The organism is Thiobacillus denitrificans ATCC 25259, assembly GCF_000012745.1.
GTDB classification, from domain to species: Bacteria; Pseudomonadota; Gammaproteobacteria; order Burkholderiales; family Thiobacillaceae; genus Thiobacillus; species Thiobacillus denitrificans_B.
In genome coordinates this window covers 1,648,863-1,663,752 of the sequence record NC_007404.1, presented here as the reverse complement: position 1 = coordinate 1,663,752, position 14,890 = coordinate 1,648,863, and the positions used below count along the sequence as shown (strand labels likewise).

Sequence of the window (14,890 nt, the reverse complement as noted above, 5' to 3'; positions counted from 1 at the left end):
CGAGACCTTCATCTTAGGCCGCAGCGGCCTTCAAGGCTTGCGGTGCCAGATCAGCGCGCCGTCCTTGTAGACCTCGCGCACGCGATGGAAGGGGATATCGCGGGTGTGGCCGTCGGCGTCGCTGACCTGAAAGCTGAAATGCTCGCCGGGCATGGTCGTGATCCTGCTTGCGGGCACGTGGACCACGCGGTCGGCGACGCGATCGTAGTAGCCGAGGACGAAGCCGCCTCGGGCGAACGCCGGGTCCCAGCGCAGGCGGTTGAGGAGCTCGTGAATCGGCACCACGGCGTCAGCGCGTCTCGGCGACGAGATGCGTGACGACCGGCGGCGCGTCGCCGAGGTGGAAGGCGCGCGCCGCTTCGAGCAATTCGCGGTCGGCGACGGTGACGCGCTCGTGCTGGCGCAGGTGCTCGAGCCAGGATTCGACCATGAAACATTCGAGCATGCGCCCCGGCTCGGCGACGTCGCTGAAGAGTTCCCACATGAACGCGCCGTCGCGCCGGCGAATGCGGCGCACGCGCTGGAGGAGCCGGGTGAATTCGGTCGCGCGCGCGGGATCGATCCGGTACTCGACGGTCACCATGACCGGCCCGCGGTCGCGGCCGACGTCGTCGTGGCCGGTCGGGTTCGGCCAGTGCTGCGAGGGCGAGAGGTCGGCGACATCGTGGCGGCCAATGTGGTATCGACGCGTGAGCACGATGCCGGCGAGCGCGCCGATGGCCGCCGCCGTGAGCGCGGTCGGAATGTCCGTCGACGAGGCGACCTGACCCCAGAGCGTGCTGCCGGCGGCCATCCCGCCCGTGAAAAACACCCAGAAAAGCGCGAGTCCGCGCGCGCGCACCCAGCGTGGCAGGGCGGTCTGCGCCGCGGTCATGAGCGAGGAGACGACGCTGATCCAGGCGATGCCGATCAGCACCATCGCCGCGCCCGCGGCGACGAGGCTGCCGCTGTGGGCGAGCGCGAGCAGGGCAAGCGCGTGCAGCACAGTCGCGCCGGCGACGACGCGGTCACGCGAGGCGCGCGCGTGGAGTCGCGGCAGCAGCAGCGCGCCGGTGACCGCGCCGACGCCCATGCAGGCGAGAAAGAGCCCGTAGGTGCGCGGGCCGGCCTGCAGCTCCTGCCTGACGATGAGCGGCAACAAGGCCCAGGCGGCGCTCGCGAACACGAAGAAGGCCGCTTCGCGCACGAGCACGGCGCGCAGTTCGGGCGAGTGGCGGGCGTAGCGCAGGCCCGCGCGCACGGCGCCGAGCAGACGCTCGGCCGGCAATTCGCTCGGCTGCGGCGCGCGCTGCCAGGTCTTCAAGGCGGCGATGACGGCGAGGAACGACAGCGCATTGAGCATGAACACCGCGCCGGGTCCGGCCGACGCGACGATCAGGCCGGCGAGCGCGGGGCCCATCGAACGCGCTGCGTTCATGCCCATCGAGTTCAGCGCGATCGCCGACGCAAGTTCGGATCGCGGCACGAGCTCGGGTACGACCGCGCCCCAGGCCGGCATCATCATCGCCCGGCCGACGCCGAGCGCGAAGGTGAAGAGCAACAGCAGCGCGGCGTTGGTGGCCCCCGCGAGCGTGAACACGCCGAGCAGCGTCGCCGCCACGAGCATCCACAGCTGCGAGACGATCAGGTAGCGGCGGCGGTCGACGATGTCGGCGAGCGCGCCGGCCGGCAGCGCGAGCAGGAATACCGGTGCCGTCGCCGCCGCCTGTACGAGCGCGACCATGAGCGGGTCGGGCGCGAGCGAGGTCATGAGCCAGCCCGCGCCGACCTCGTGCATCCAGGTGCCGATGTTCGACGCGAGCGATGCGATCCACATCATGCGGAAGACGCGATTGCGCAGCGGAGCCCACGGCGAGGCGGGGGCGAGGACGGCGCTCATGTGCGCAGGGTCAGGTGCCGCCGCGCTCGTGTTTGGCGCGATGCAGCGCGCGGCAAGCCGGGAAGCACCGCGGCACCCCCGCTTCGAACGACCACCCGTGCCCCGGCGTCGGCGCGCGTCCCTGCGGCGCTTCGCCGACCGCAGTCATTCGGCGTCCTTGTCACGCTTGAACAGGGTTCCGTGTCCGTGCGGCGGCGCCGCCCAGTATTGCTTGGGCGCGTCGGCGCGCGCGCCGAGTTCGGCCGCCGCGTGCCACGGCCAGCGCGGGTCGTACAGCATGCCGCGGGCGAGCGCGACCAGGTCGGCGTGGCCGCCGGCGACGATGTTCTCGGCCTGGTGAGGGTCGGTGATCAGGCCGACGGCCATGGTCGGCATGCCGGTCTCGCCGCGGATCTGCGCCGCGAAAGGCAGCTGGTAACCCGGCGCGACCGGGATCTGCTGCGCCGGCGACAGGCCGCCGCTCGAAACGTCGATGAAGGCGCAGCCGCGGCGCCGCAACGCTTCGGCGAAGGCGAGGCTTTGCGCGATGTCCCAGCCGCCTTCGACCCAGTCGGTGGCGGAAATCCGCACGCCGAGCGGGACGTCTGCGTGAAGCGCCGCGCGCATGGCGTCGAACACCTCGAGCGGGAAGCGCATGCGGTTTTCGAGGCTGCCGCCGTAACGGTCGTCGCGCACGTTCGACAGCGGCGAGAGGAATTCATGCAGCAGGTAACCGTGCGCCGCGTGCAGTTCGATCACGTCGAAACCGAGTCGCTCGGCGCGCTGGGCGGCGGTGACGAATTCTCCGCGTACCCGCTCGAGGCCTGCTGTGTCGAGCGCGCGGGGGGCAGCGTCGCCGGGCGCGTAGGCGAGGGCGGACGGCGCGAGCGTCTGCCAGCCGCCCTGTTCGGGCAGGATGAAGTGTCCGCCCGCCCAGGGCACGTCGGTCGACGCCTTGCGACCCGCGTGGGCGAGCTGGATGCCGAGTGCCAGCGGTGGCGCGTAGCGGCGGATCGCGTCGACGACGCGGCGCAGCGCCGCCTCGTTGTCGTCCGACCACAGGCCGAGATCGGACGCCGCGATGCGGCCTTCGGGCGAGACCGCCGTCGCCTCGACGAACAGCAGCCCCGCGCCGGACAGTGCGAGATGGCCCAGATGGATCATGTGCCAGTCGGTCGCGCAGCCGTCCTCGGCCGAGTATTGGCACATCGGCGAGACGACGATGCGGTTCTTCAGCACGCGCGTGCCGAGTCGGAAGGGCGAAAACAGTGTGCTCACGGGCGGCGCCTCCTTGTATACGGGTTCGAACGGTTGGGTTACACGGTCGTGCTACCCGGCGGCGGCGCGCACTCGCTTGCGCGGCGGTCGGTCGCCGGGTCATGACTTCCAGAGTAGAGGTGGAAGGATTCGTTCACGCCGTTTGACCCTTCCGTTGCAAAGCGCGCGACCGCCGCGATGCCGGATGCCACGCGATCCGAGTCTACGCCCTCGCGTCGTGGCGTGCCGCGCCGAGGTGAACCGGTTACACTCGCGCAAGGCCTTGCAGCCGCCCTCCGGCCTACGCGATCCCCGTGGAGGCCGGTGCAACGAGACATCGACATCCCAGGCATGACCGTGACGACCCCAGCCAAACCCTGTCCCTTCTGCCAGCTCGAGCCGCACCGCATCGTCGCCGAAGACGCGTTGACGGTCGCGTACCGCGACGGCTTTCCGGTCTCGCCCGGCCACACCGTGATCATCCCGCGCCGGCATTTTGCGACGCTGTTCGAGGCCAGCGACGCCGAACGTCTGGCGCTGTTGACGATGATGGAGCACGCGAAGGCCATCCTCGACCGGCACCACGCGCCCGACGGCTACAACTTCGGCATCAACCACGGCCCCGCGGGCGGGCAGAGCGTGCCCCACCTCCACATCCACGTCATCCCGCGCTATCGCGGCGACAAGGAAGACCCGCGCGGCGGCGTGCGCTGGGTGCTCCCCGACAAGGCGAAGTACTGGGCGTGAGGGCGCCGTGGATTCGCGCCAGGCGCCGGCCCTTCGCCGGACCGCGGTTCGCGGGCGGGGCTACGACTAAAGTTGTATATCCGCGCCCGGGCGTTTCCCCTAAGGTCGCCAATCCAACCCGCCGGATAGACGCGCGACGCGTCGCTCCGGCGTCATAACACCAAACCCGCAACCACAACGGAGGAGCAACACAATGTTTAAACGCAGTCTGATGACCCTGGCCACCCTGACCCTGTTTCCGCTGCAGTCGTTCGCCGCCCTGCAATGCGGGCCAGGGCTCCGGCACGTGAACGTGAACGGCAACGTGACGACGATCAACGTCACCCCCACGAAGCAGGTCGGGCAGATTTGCCTGACGCTGATCGAATCCGCAAGCGGGCGCGAGGCCTTCAACGACTGCGGTGCCCTGATCGGGCGAACCCTGTCGAGCGACCCCGAAACCGGCACCAGCACACACTCGCACACGGCCGTGTTCGATCTTCGAAATGCCTTCGTCACCCAGAACGACCAGGTCCAGATCACCGGCGTGCTCGCCGTCGACGACACCGGTGCGCCGTGTGCGTTCAGCGTCGACGAGACGATCAGCGAGGTCCAGAAGGGGATCGGCATCTTCCGCGGCGGTTCGCTGGCCGTCACCGCCGAGGGCACCGTCAGCGCCTGCCCGAACAAGAACCTGAACACCTTCACGCTGGTCGGCGAGGCCTGCATCCGGAAATAAGCGGTCTTTAACCCGCGCCGAAAAAAGGGGGCGCGCCGGAAACCCGGTGCACGCCATTTTTGCGTCGAGGTGACGCACATGACTCCTTGACGGCGCGACCCGCCATCTCGGCATACCGGTTTTGAACGTACTGATCTAAAACAGAATTTCGCCGGCCGCGGCGCAGCCGGCGGGACGTGCTTGGTTTATAGTGCGCGCCTGACAGATCAAAGGAGAGACAACATGTTCATGATCGACTACAAGGAACTGAGCTGGTGGTACTGGCTCGTCACCGCCTGCCTGCTTACCGCCGGTGTCGCCGGCTACGAAAGCGCGTTCGTGCTCGCGATCGGCCTGACCATCGTCCAACTCGTGCACTTCACGCTGCGCGAGGGCAGCGTCGCCGCCTTCCCGGTCCAGGTCAGGTTCTGGTACCTGATGCTGCTGCTGGTCTCGCTCCCCGAACCGATGCAGTGGCTTTACTGGGTCCCGACGATCGGCACCTGGGCGCAGCTCATTTTGGGCTACTGCACGATGGCGCGCTGCGTGTCGCTGCTGCCGTGGAACCGCAGCGAGCCGTTCTCGCTCGGTCTCGTGGGCCGGACCTTCTTCTCGCGCCCCGTTCCCGGCAACATCCTGCAGGGCCTGCCGACCAAGCCCGCGGAAACCCCAACGATTGCTGAGTAGCCGACGTTCGTCGTTTCAGGCACCCCGAGGCGGACGCGCGCGCCGCCAGTACGGTGCCTGGCGGCGCGCCCAGTCAGCCGAGCCCGAGGAACGACAGAATCGCGATAACAACTACGATCAGACCCACGATGTAGATGATGTTGTTCATTGGTTCTCCTCGTGAAAGGGTGGCTACAGTGGAACGGATTCGATCGACAGCGCGACGCCGCGGCGCCCGCACCGTTCCTTGAGCTTATCCAAATCAAGCCGCGGTTTTGAGCGGAAAGATCATCGGCGTCCTGTAGGTGGATGCCGCTTGGGGGGTCGGAATGGTCCTGCGGGGAGGTTAAGGCTCGGGCTGAGCGGCTTAACGAATGAACCACTGGCCGGAACGTGGTCTGCCGAAAATGAAAAGGCCCGCATCGCTGCGGGCCTTTCTGTATCTGGCTCCCCGACCTGGGCTCGAACCAGGGACCTGCGGATTAACAGCTCATTTGGTCCCAGGCACGTCGGGTTAGGGTTTCACAAAGATCCCTTAAAAACAGTTACTTATTATACACGACTCGCAACTACATGCAAGTGCATGTAGAACAAATTTGGCCCAGATTTGGCCCAAAATTTCCGCACACAAAACGGCTTGCTGTGACCGCGGCCAAATCCGCACCCGCGAAAATCAGGATTCGCGTCGGATACGTTGAACTCGCGATCGCTATACGGGGTATCCAATTACGAAGGAACCGGTATGGACCTCGTCGAACACATCCTCACCACCGAAGACATGATGGCCGTCCTGCGCGTCAGTCGGCGCACCCTGGACGACTACCTGGCCAAGAACAAACTGCCGCAGCATTTCAGGATAGGCCGGCGCGTTTACTGGCACAGACAGGTTGTTGAGGCATGGCTGCGCCAACTGGGCGAGGTCGGCGGTGACTGACGAAGCGCTGCTGACGCGAAGGGTGTCCCATGACTGGCCGAGGCAGAGCCAGTCGTCTTTCTTGAGGGGCGATCAGAGCGGGCCCCACCGAGACCGTAAGCACGATGAAAATATGCCCCTGTGGTGCTGCGACGAATTTGTCCAGTTTAAGTGGACACTCATTGCTCGCCCATTCCATGCAACCAGCCGTTCACTTGGCGTGTTGATACGCAGGCCCTAGAACTAGGGGCCTAAGGCTAGCCTCCCAATTAAGCCGGGAACAACAGCTTGTACGCTCGGACATCCTCCTTGAAGGCGTTACAGCCTTCCAAGGCTGCCGTGAGGTCCTTGAGCGAGGCACCATAGTCGAAAGCGGCTGACCATCCCTGAATATGCGTCATCATGCGCAGGTACCGCTTGTGATGGGTAACAACCTGTATAGCGAATGCAATTCCAAAACAACCGATCGCCGGCCAGACCCTCGATGCACCAGAATCACACGCAAGCCCGAAGCCCGTCGCGAACGGGCAGGAGGGTTCTGTGCAGAATCGAATGTGGATGCCGGGGGCCGCGGCGACTGTCTTTTTCGCGTAAGCGGTGAGCGCCGCTGTCATCCGTGTCGTCCCCGCGCCGAGGTCCTGAATGGGATGACTTTCGCGGTCTTCTGCTCGGAAGGCACAGGGACGGGGACGGTGTTCGGGCTCCCCCCGGGTGGGCGTGTTCCTGCGTACAGCACTTCGTCGAGCGGCAGCCGCGGCGGGGCAGGCGGCTTGCCGCCAGCGAGCTCAAACGCCACATCCTCCGCCTTGTGGTTCACGTATCTGTCGAGCGAGCGGATGTCCTTGTGGCCGCTCACGACCTTGAGCTTAAAAATGTCTTTTCCGAGAATCAGCGCGTAGCGCGACGTACCCTCGTGCCGCAGGTCATGCCAGTGCAGGTCCTTGATGCCGGTTTTTTTGAGGATGCCCTTCCAGCACATGTTCACGGCGTTGGCCGAGAGCGGAAACAGCCGGCCGTCCTCGGAGCGGGGCAGATGTTCGAGCAGGGTGATGGCATCGGGCGCGAGCGGGGCGTAGCGCGGCTTGCCGTCTTTTCCGAGGCCGATGCGCAAGCGACGCAAGTCAAAATCCACGTCCGACCATCGCGTGCTCAGAATCTCCCCGCGGCGCTGCGGGCAGAGGATGACGAAGAAGAACAGCCACGGGAACCAGGGGGCGCGCAAATCCTGGATGGCGGCGACGATGAGGTCGAGTTCCGCGGCGCTGACCCGCCGATCGCGCGCATTGTCGACCTCGGGCTTGCGCAAGCCGGCGAGCGGGTTGCTCATTGTCGAGAATCCCCACTCGGAGATGGCGATGCGGTACACATGCTGGCACAGACTCAGATAGAGCCTGACGGTGTTCGGCTTGCGGCCGGGGCTCAGCTCGTCGCGCAGGTCCGCGAAGTCCATCGAGGTCAGCTCGCCGGCGATGCGCGCGGCGATAGGATGCGCGCGCAGCATGCGGATGCGCTGCATCTCCTGGCGTTGTCCGCGCTTCGTCGGCGTGATTTTTTCCGAATAGCGGTCGAGCAGCTGGCCGAAGGTATGGCGGCGCGCGCGTTCGACGTCAGCGTGTTTGCCGAGGAGCAATTCCTGGCGGGTGGCGACGGCCCAGGCCGTGGCGGCTTCCCGGGTCGGGAAGGTGGCGGAGATGGACTTTCCCTTGACCGTCAGGCGAACCTGGAACTGGCCATTTTTGCGGCGGATGTTGGGCATTTCGGGTCGACTTTCAAGTTAGTGACCCGACGTATAGGTAATGCCGTTTCAATCCTTCCAAAAAGGAAACGGCTTGGCCTGATTTGGCCAAGATTTGGCCCAGGGAGCGGAAACGACAAGGCCCACATCGCTGTGGGCCTTGTGAAATATGGCTCCCCGACCTGGGCTCGAACCAGGGACCTGCGGATTAACAGTCCGTCGCTCTACCGACTGAGCTATCGGGGAATGGGAAGCGCGCATTCTAGAGAGGGCGGACTTTTCGGTCAACCCTTATCCATCATCTTGAGTGCAAAAACGGATGCTCTGCAGCACGACTCACCGCCTGACGGTGAAGCCCGCGGCAAGGACACGGAGCGGCAGCCACGCCGTGCGCGTTGCCCTACGCCGCCCGTTCGGCGTTCATCCGTTCGAGCCGCAGACATAGCGTCGCGATGATGCGGCGCGAGAGCAGGGCGGAGTGCTGCATGAGCTCTTCGAGAATTTGCGGCGGCAGCGCGAGCACGGTGACTTCGCTTTCGGTGACGACCGACGCGGTGCGCGGCTCGTTGAGCAGGTAGGCCATTTCGCCGAAGAGCTGGCCCTGCTGCAGCTCGTTGAGGCGGCGGCGGCCTGCTTCGGTTTTCTTGTACACGGCGGCGTGCCCCGAGCACAGGAAATACGCGGTGTGCGAGGTGTCGCCTTCCTCGATCAGGGCGTGCCCGGCGGGATGGATCTGGCCGTATTTTTCCATCAGCGGATGGCTGTCGGCGAAGACGTAGCGCTCGAGCGGATCGCCGTCGCCGCTATGGCTCAGGAACAGTTTTTCGAGCGCGATGATGTCGGCCTTGCCGTAGGCGTACAGGGCCTGGGCCCAGAAATACAGTAGCAGAAACGCGAAGTAGGCGCCGATCAGGACGAAGACGACGCCGCCGAGCGCGCCGTAGAGGCTCAGGTAGTTTTCGAGTTCGAAGAAGGCGCCGAACAGGACAAGCAGGAGACCAAGGCTGGCGATGGCGCCGAGCGCGAACACCGCGGCGACGCGTGCGGGCGGGTGGCGGCGCGGCAGCCGCCAGTAGGCGGTGAAGAGCAGCGCCCAGACCATGGCGAAGCCGAACAGCGAATTGAGCACCTGCAACACGCGCGCGTTGCCGGTGCCGATGAAGTCGTTTTGCCCGAGAAACGTCAGCGTCACCTGGGCGAGCGCGGCGACACCCATTAGCGCGAACAGGAGCGGCAGGACGACGAGCGGCAGGATCCACGAGCCGACGAAGCTGCGTTTCTCGCGCGCCGGGAAGATGATGCGGAACGCGCCCTGCATCGTGTTGACGAGGCCGCGGGACGACAGCAGCAGCGTGACGAGGCCGACGCTGCCGGCGGTGAGTTCGGTCTGGCTCGGAATGAAGCCCAGCTCGGTCAGGCTGTCGAGTCGCATCTGCTCGTAGAGCGCGGCGAGCAGGATCGTCGCGGGAACCGAATTCTCGGCGATCTGGCCGAGCAGGGTCAGCCCATAGCTGAGCAGCAGCAGCAGCGGAGTCGCCGAGAGCAGGAAATAGAAGGCGGTGGCCGCGGCGTGGTTTTGCAGCCCGTTCTGCGTGAACAGGCGCGCCGTCGTGTAGCCGAGCTGGACGATCCGCGAGAGCGGGCCGCGGACGGGGGGCAGGGCGGGCAGGCGCATGGCGCTAGCCTACCTTCAGCGCGCGCGCCGGGCCAGCGCTCAGCCGGCGATCGCCTGGGCGATCCGCTTGAGCGCCTTGTCGAGGTTGGCCTGCGAGGTCGCGAACGACAGGCGGATGTAGCCCTCGGCGCCGAAGGCCGAGCCGGGAACCACTGCGACGTCGGCCGACTCAAGCAGGTATTCGGAGAAGGCGATGTCGGTGCCTTGCTCGATCACGTCGCGCGCGAGCAGCGCCTGGATCGCCGGCCGCACGTCGGGGAAGGCGTAGAACGCGCCGCCGCTATCGACGCACTTGAAGCCGGGAATCGCGTTGAGCGCGTCGACGACGAAGCGGTGACGTGCCTTGAACGCGTCGAGCATCGGCGTGATGCAGCCCTGGTCGCCGTTGAGCGCCGCTTCGGCGGCGACCTGTGAGATCGAGGTCGGGTTCGAGGTCGATTGCGACTGCACGTTGGTCATCGCGCGCAGGATCGCTTCGGGGCCGGCGGCGTAGCCGATCCGCCAGCCGGTCATTGAGTAGGCCTTCGACACGCCGTTCAGCACGAGCGTGCGGTCGTAGAGGTCGGGGCAGGCGTTGAGGATGTTGACGAAGGGCGCGCCGTCGAGGCGGATATGCTCATACATGTCGTCCGAGGCGATGAGCACGCGCGGATGGCGGCGCAACACGTCGCCGAGCGCGGCGAGTTCGTCCTTCGAGTAGACCGCGCCGGTCGGGTTCGACGGGCTGTTGATGACGAAGAGGCGCGTTTTCGGCGTGATCGCCGCCTCGAGCTGCGCGGGTGTGATTTTGAAGCCCTGCTCGATGCCGGCCTCGACGATGACAGGTTTGCCATCGGCGAGGATCACGATGTCGGGGTAGGACACCCAGTAGGGCGCCGGAATGATGACCTCGTCGTCGGGGTCGATCACGGCCTGGACGAGGTTGAAGAAGCTCTGCTTGCCGCCGCATGAGACGAGGATCTGCTTCGGCGTGTAGTCGAGGCCGTTGTCGCGCTTGAACTTGGCGATGATCGCCGCCTTCAGGCTCGGCGTGCCGTCGACCGCCGTGTACTTGGTGAAGCCGCCGTCGATCGCCTTGATCGCCGCGTCCTTGATGTGTTGCGGCGTATCGAAGTCGGGCTCGCCGGCGCCGAGGCCGATGATGTCGCGACCGGTGGCCTTGAGGGCGGCGGCGCGGGCGGTGACGGCGAGCGTCGGGGAGGGCTTGATGGCCTGTACGCGGCGGGAGAGTTCCACAATGGTTCCTTGGGGGCGCCCGCGACGAAACGGGTGCTACTATCAGTGAGTTTTTTGCCGCGCGATTTTAACCCGAATGTTTCAAGTGAGGATCGCGTCGGAAGTTTTGTTTTATAGGGAATTTTTGCAGGAACGGCGCAGTCTTTCTGCGCGCGCGACCGGGAAAAGTTCCGATGCCGAACGAAAAGCGCCGTCCGGCGCGCTCGCCGGATTCGCAAGCGCCCGGGCGCAGCGCGCCTGCCATCCTGAGGCACGCCAACTCATGAAATATTCGTCCTGATGTTCGTCACCTTTCCCGATAGCCCGTTCCGTCTTTTTCAGCCCTTTCCCCCGGCCGGCGACCAGCCGACGGCGATCGCCCGGTTGATCGAGGGGATCGACGACGGCCTGTCGTACCAGACCCTGCTCGGGGTGACCGGTTCCGGCAAGACCTACACCATGGCGAACGTGATCGCGCGCGCGGGGCGGCCGGCCCTGATCATGGCGCCCAACAAGACGCTCGCCGCGCAGCTTTACGCCGAGATGCGCGAGTTCTTTCCGGAGAACGCGGTCGAGTACTTCGTCTCCTACTACGACTACTACCAGCCCGAGGCCTACGTCCCGGCGCGCGATCTCTTCATCGAAAAGGACTCGAGCATCAACGAGCACATCGAGCAGATGCGGCTCTCGGCGACCAAATCGCTGCTCGAGCGGCGCGACACGGTCATCGTCTGCACCGTGTCGGCGATCTACGGTATCGGCGACCCGTCCGACTACCACAGCATGATCCTGCTCCTGCGGCAGAACGACAAAATGACGCAGCGCGAGGTCATCGCGCGCCTGACGCAGATGCAGTACGACCGCAACGACGTCGACTTCAAGCGCGGCGTCTTTCGCGTGCGCGGCGACGTGATCGACATCTTCCCGGCCGAACACGCCGAGACCGCGATCCGCGTCGAGCTCTTCGACGACGTGGTCGAGACGCTGCATCTCTTCGATCCACTGACCGGCCAGATCCTGCAGAAGGTCTCGCGCTTCACGGTCTTCCCGTCGAGCCACTACGTCACGCCGCGTGAGACGACGCTGCGCGCGATCGAGGCGATCAAGGTCGAGCTGCGCGAGCGCCTTGACTGGTATTACGCCAACAACAAGCTCGTCGAGGCGCAAAGGCTCGAGCAGCGCACGCGTTTCGACCTCGAGATGATGGTCGAACTCGGCTTCTGCAAGGGCATCGAGAACTACTCGCGGCATCTGTCGGGCCGCAAGGCCGGCGAGCCGCCGCCGACCCTGATCGACTATCTGGCGAAGGACGCGCTGATGTTCATCGACGAGTCGCACGTCACCGTGACCCAGGTCGGCGGCATGTACAAAGGCGACCGCTCGCGCAAGGAAAACCTCGTCGACTACGGTTTCCGGTTGCCCTCAGCGCTCGACAACCGGCCGCTGAAATTCGAGGAATTCGAGGCGCTGATGCCGCAGACCGTGTTCGTCTCGGCGACGCCGGCGAAGTACGAAGCCGAACACGCGGGGCAGGTCGTCGAACAGCTCGTGCGCCCGACCGGGTTGATCGACCCCATCGTCGAGGTGCGGCCGGTCACGACCCAGGTCGACGACCTCATGAGCGAGGTCAAGAAACGCGTGGCCGTGGGCGAGCGCGTCCTCGTCACGACGCTGACCAAGCGCATGGCCGAGGACCTGACCGACTACCTCGCCGAGCACGGCGTCAAGGTGCGCTACCTGCACTCCGACATCGACACGGTTGAGCGCGTCGAGATCATCCGCGACCTGCGGCTCGGCGAGTTCGACGTGCTGGTCGGCATCAACCTGCTGCGCGAGGGCCTCGACATCCCCGAGGTGTCGCTGGTCGCGATTCTGGATGCCGACAAGGAGGGCTTCCTGCGCTCCGAGCGCTCGCTGATCCAGACCATCGGCCGCGCCGCGCGCCATCTGAACGGCACGGCGATCCTCTACGCCGACCGGATCACCGATTCGATGCAGCGCGCGATCGGCGAGACCGAGCGCCGGCGCGCCAAGCAGATCGCGTTCAATACCGAACACGGCATCACCCCGCGCGGCGTCGTCAAGCGCATCAAGGACATCATCGACGGCGTCTACGATGCCGACGCCAGCCGCCAGGAACTCAAGGCCGCGCAGACCGCCGCGGAATACAAGGTCATGGACGAGAAATCCCTGACCAAGCGAGTCAAGAAGATAGAGAAGGAAATGCAGGACGCGGCGAAGAACCTCGAGTTCGAAAAGGCCGCGGTGCTGCGGGATCAGTTGAAGGAGCTGAAGGCGTTGCTGTTCGGGGTGGAGGAGCGGGAGTAGCGGCGGAGTTTATCCCGAGCTGGAGCGCGGATCTATTTCGCTACCATCGCCTTGTTATGACCCTTCTGCGAATTACGGGTACCGGGAACAAGCCGAACAGAATTTCGCAGACCCTCTATCCCGCCTCCGTTCCGAATCAGCTTAACCGCGGGCATCTGCGCGTAGTGTTCTATTCCGCGGTCGTCTGTCACATAGAACAGCAGCTCATACGTTACTGATTCGTGTTCCATCGTGGGATACAGACCATGAAGTCGTAAGTCATCGGGAGCAGGGAAAGGCAACTGCAAGAACTCGCCGGACATGGGCTGAACTCTCAGGGGAGAAGCCTGGTTGATGCACTCGCACTCATAGCGGACCCTATGGTTGTCCTTACAGGGGGACAGTAGCCATATTCTTGAGACAGTAATCGGCCGATTCCCCCGATTGCTTATCGACGCCTCTAAGACGACCTTGTCGCCATCTCGTTCGCACCAAAGTACCGATGCGAAAGCTTTCCGCGTTCGTTTCAGGTGCTGGAAATAGAAACCGGAGAAGCTGATTACCAACGCGAGGCACGAAATCGACAATGACCAAAGTGGGCTGATGCTCATTTTTGCCTAACGCGCTTCAAGCCGGAGAATGATTCTCGACGCAGCCTGATGATAAGTAAGCGCAGCATTTTTGCTCCCCTGTTTAATTTTGTCCGCATTTTGTGCGGGCCTGCCCATCCACGCAAGCCGTCCATCCCCACCCGACATACGGGTTGGCCCTGCCCGCAAAACTTCTGCACAATTCCACTTTTGCATCACAGGAGTCCCACATGGCTTCGGGACAAATCCACATCGCCATCCTGAACCCGGGCGTCGAGATCACGCCGCTGCGCCTGCGCGGCTGGCTGCAGAAGGAGGCCGCGGTGATCAACAATCGTGCGAATCCGGGCGACGGCGCGATTCTGCGGCTGTTTCTGACCAAGAAGCTGCGCTACGGCCTGCCGGGCAAGAAGCTCGACGCGATCCTGCAGGCGTTGACCGAAAAATATCCCGCGGTGCTGCGCATCGAGGTGCAGTTGATCGAGGCGCCGCTGACCGAGGACGAGATGGCGGCACAGACGCGCATTGCGAATGCCGACCTGCAGAAATTCCTTAAGCGCGCGGAGGAATACGCCAAGCGCAAACAGGCGGAGGCGGTCGAGAACGTGCAGCCTGCGCCGATCCAGTGGCACAAGCTCAAGAGCGCGCTGGACTGAATTCATTGCGCGCCGGTCCCGGCGCGATTTCAAAATTTGTTGATCGGAAATACACATGGCTGTCAGGGTTCTTTTTGTTTGCATGGGCAATATCTGCCGCTCGCCGATGGCGGAAGGCATGTTCCGCAAGGCGCTACGTGAGGCAGGGCTCGAAAGCCGGGTCGAGATCGACTCGGCGGGCACCCACGCCTACCACGTCGGTTCGCCGCCCGACCCACGCGCACAGCAGGCGATTCGCCAGCGCGGCGAGGACATCAGCGACCTGCGCGGACGCAAGGTGGCGGACGCCGATTTCGAGCGCTTCGACTACATCCTGGTGATGGACCGCGACAACTACGAGCGCCTGATCGAGCGCGCGCCCGCCGAGCACCACGGCAAGATCCGCCGCCTGCTGTCGTTCAGCCGCAAGTGGCCCAACCTCGACGTCGTCGACCCTTATTACGGCGGCGCGCAGGGCTTCGAGGAAAACCTCGACATGATCGAGGACGCGGTGCAGGGTCTGATCCGGGAAATCACGGGCGGAAACCAGGTCAGGATGCGATCGGGAAGCTGAGCGCTTGGACGAAAAAAGGGC

At 64.8% G+C, this 14,890-nt stretch carries 13 protein-coding genes and 1 tRNA gene; 7 read left to right on the top strand and 7 right to left on the bottom strand.

Features of this window, described 5'->3' with window-relative positions; translation table 11 throughout:
• Nucleotides 1–30: 30 nt before the first annotated feature.
• The 3 genes from TBD_RS07895 to TBD_RS07885 all read right to left on the bottom strand — a co-directional run bounded on the left by TBD_RS07895 (nucleotide 31) and on the right by TBD_RS07885 (nucleotide 3,136).
• Nucleotides 31–285 carry a DUF504 domain-containing protein gene (locus TBD_RS07895; RefSeq protein WP_011312091.1) on the bottom strand — a complete coding sequence of 85 codons (255 nt, stop codon included), beginning with the start codon at nucleotides 283–285 and terminating at the stop codon, nucleotides 31–33.
• A 4-nt stretch (nucleotides 286–289) separates the two neighbouring features.
• Nucleotides 290–1,879, bottom strand: a complete 1,590-nt coding sequence (locus TBD_RS07890; protein ID WP_011312090.1) for an MFS transporter — start codon at nucleotides 1,877–1,879, stop codon at nucleotides 290–292.
• 144 nt (nucleotides 1,880–2,023) lie between these two features.
• Nucleotides 2,024–3,136 carry an NADH:flavin oxidoreductase/NADH oxidase gene (locus TBD_RS07885; RefSeq protein ID WP_011312089.1) on the bottom strand — a complete coding sequence of 371 codons (1,113 nt, stop codon included), beginning with the start codon at nucleotides 3,134–3,136 and terminating at the stop codon, nucleotides 2,024–2,026.
• 303 nt (nucleotides 3,137–3,439) lie between these two features.
• Between TBD_RS07885 and TBD_RS07880 the strand changes: the two genes are divergently transcribed.
• The 4 genes from TBD_RS07880 (at nucleotide 3,440) to TBD_RS07865 (ending at nucleotide 6,159) form a co-directional block, all read left to right on the top strand.
• Complete coding sequence (locus TBD_RS07880) at nucleotides 3,440–3,862, top strand: HIT family protein (protein WP_337998334.1); 423 nt, start codon at nucleotides 3,440–3,442, stop codon at nucleotides 3,860–3,862.
• A gap of 193 nt (nucleotides 3,863–4,055) precedes the next feature.
• Nucleotides 4,056–4,580 (top strand): hypothetical protein, encoded by a 525-nt coding sequence (locus TBD_RS07875; protein ID WP_011312087.1) that lies wholly within the window; start codon nucleotides 4,056–4,058, stop codon nucleotides 4,578–4,580.
• Nucleotides 4,581–4,802: 222 nt separating this feature from the next.
• Nucleotides 4,803–5,246, top strand: coding sequence for a hypothetical protein (locus tag TBD_RS07870; RefSeq protein WP_011312086.1), 444 nt, complete (start codon nucleotides 4,803–4,805; stop codon nucleotides 5,244–5,246).
• A 721-nt stretch (nucleotides 5,247–5,967) separates the two neighbouring features.
• Entirely contained in the window at nucleotides 5,968–6,159 is a 192-nt protein-coding gene (locus TBD_RS07865; protein ID WP_011312085.1) for a helix-turn-helix transcriptional regulator, read from the top strand.
• Nucleotides 6,160–6,748: 589 nt separating this feature from the next.
• Here the strand turns inward: TBD_RS07865 and TBD_RS07855 are convergent.
• The 4 genes from TBD_RS07855 to TBD_RS07840 all read right to left on the bottom strand — a co-directional run bounded on the left by TBD_RS07855 (nucleotide 6,749) and on the right by TBD_RS07840 (nucleotide 10,784).
• Nucleotides 6,749–7,894, bottom strand: a complete 1,146-nt coding sequence (locus tag TBD_RS07855) for a tyrosine-type recombinase/integrase (RefSeq protein WP_011312083.1) — start codon at nucleotides 7,892–7,894, stop codon at nucleotides 6,749–6,751.
• 149 nt (nucleotides 7,895–8,043) lie between these two features.
• A tRNA-Asn gene (locus TBD_RS07850) sits at nucleotides 8,044–8,119 on the bottom strand.
• Nucleotides 8,120–8,273: 154 nt separating this feature from the next.
• A complete protein-coding gene (locus TBD_RS07845) occupies nucleotides 8,274–9,548 on the bottom strand; it encodes a YhjD/YihY/BrkB family envelope integrity protein (protein WP_011312082.1) in 1,275 nt (424 codons plus the stop codon).
• Between the two features lie 39 nt (nucleotides 9,549–9,587).
• Complete coding sequence (locus TBD_RS07840) at nucleotides 9,588–10,784, bottom strand: pyridoxal phosphate-dependent aminotransferase (protein WP_011312081.1); 1,197 nt, start codon at nucleotides 10,782–10,784, stop codon at nucleotides 9,588–9,590.
• 279 nt (nucleotides 10,785–11,063) lie between these two features.
• On the opposite strand from TBD_RS07840, the gene uvrB reads away from it, so the two are divergent.
• From uvrB to TBD_RS07825, 3 genes are all read left to right on the top strand, one after another.
• Nucleotides 11,064–13,091 (top strand): excinuclease ABC subunit UvrB, encoded by a 2,028-nt coding sequence (gene uvrB, locus TBD_RS07835; RefSeq protein WP_011312080.1) that lies wholly within the window; start codon nucleotides 11,064–11,066, stop codon nucleotides 13,089–13,091.
• A gap of 799 nt (nucleotides 13,092–13,890) precedes the next feature.
• A complete protein-coding gene (locus TBD_RS07830; protein ID WP_011312078.1) occupies nucleotides 13,891–14,316 on the top strand; it encodes a hypothetical protein in 426 nt (141 codons plus the stop codon).
• A 55-nt stretch (nucleotides 14,317–14,371) separates the two neighbouring features.
• Nucleotides 14,372–14,869, top strand: coding sequence for a low molecular weight protein-tyrosine-phosphatase (locus TBD_RS07825; protein WP_011312077.1), 498 nt, complete (start codon nucleotides 14,372–14,374; stop codon nucleotides 14,867–14,869).
• Nucleotides 14,870–14,890: the final 21 nt, after the last annotated feature.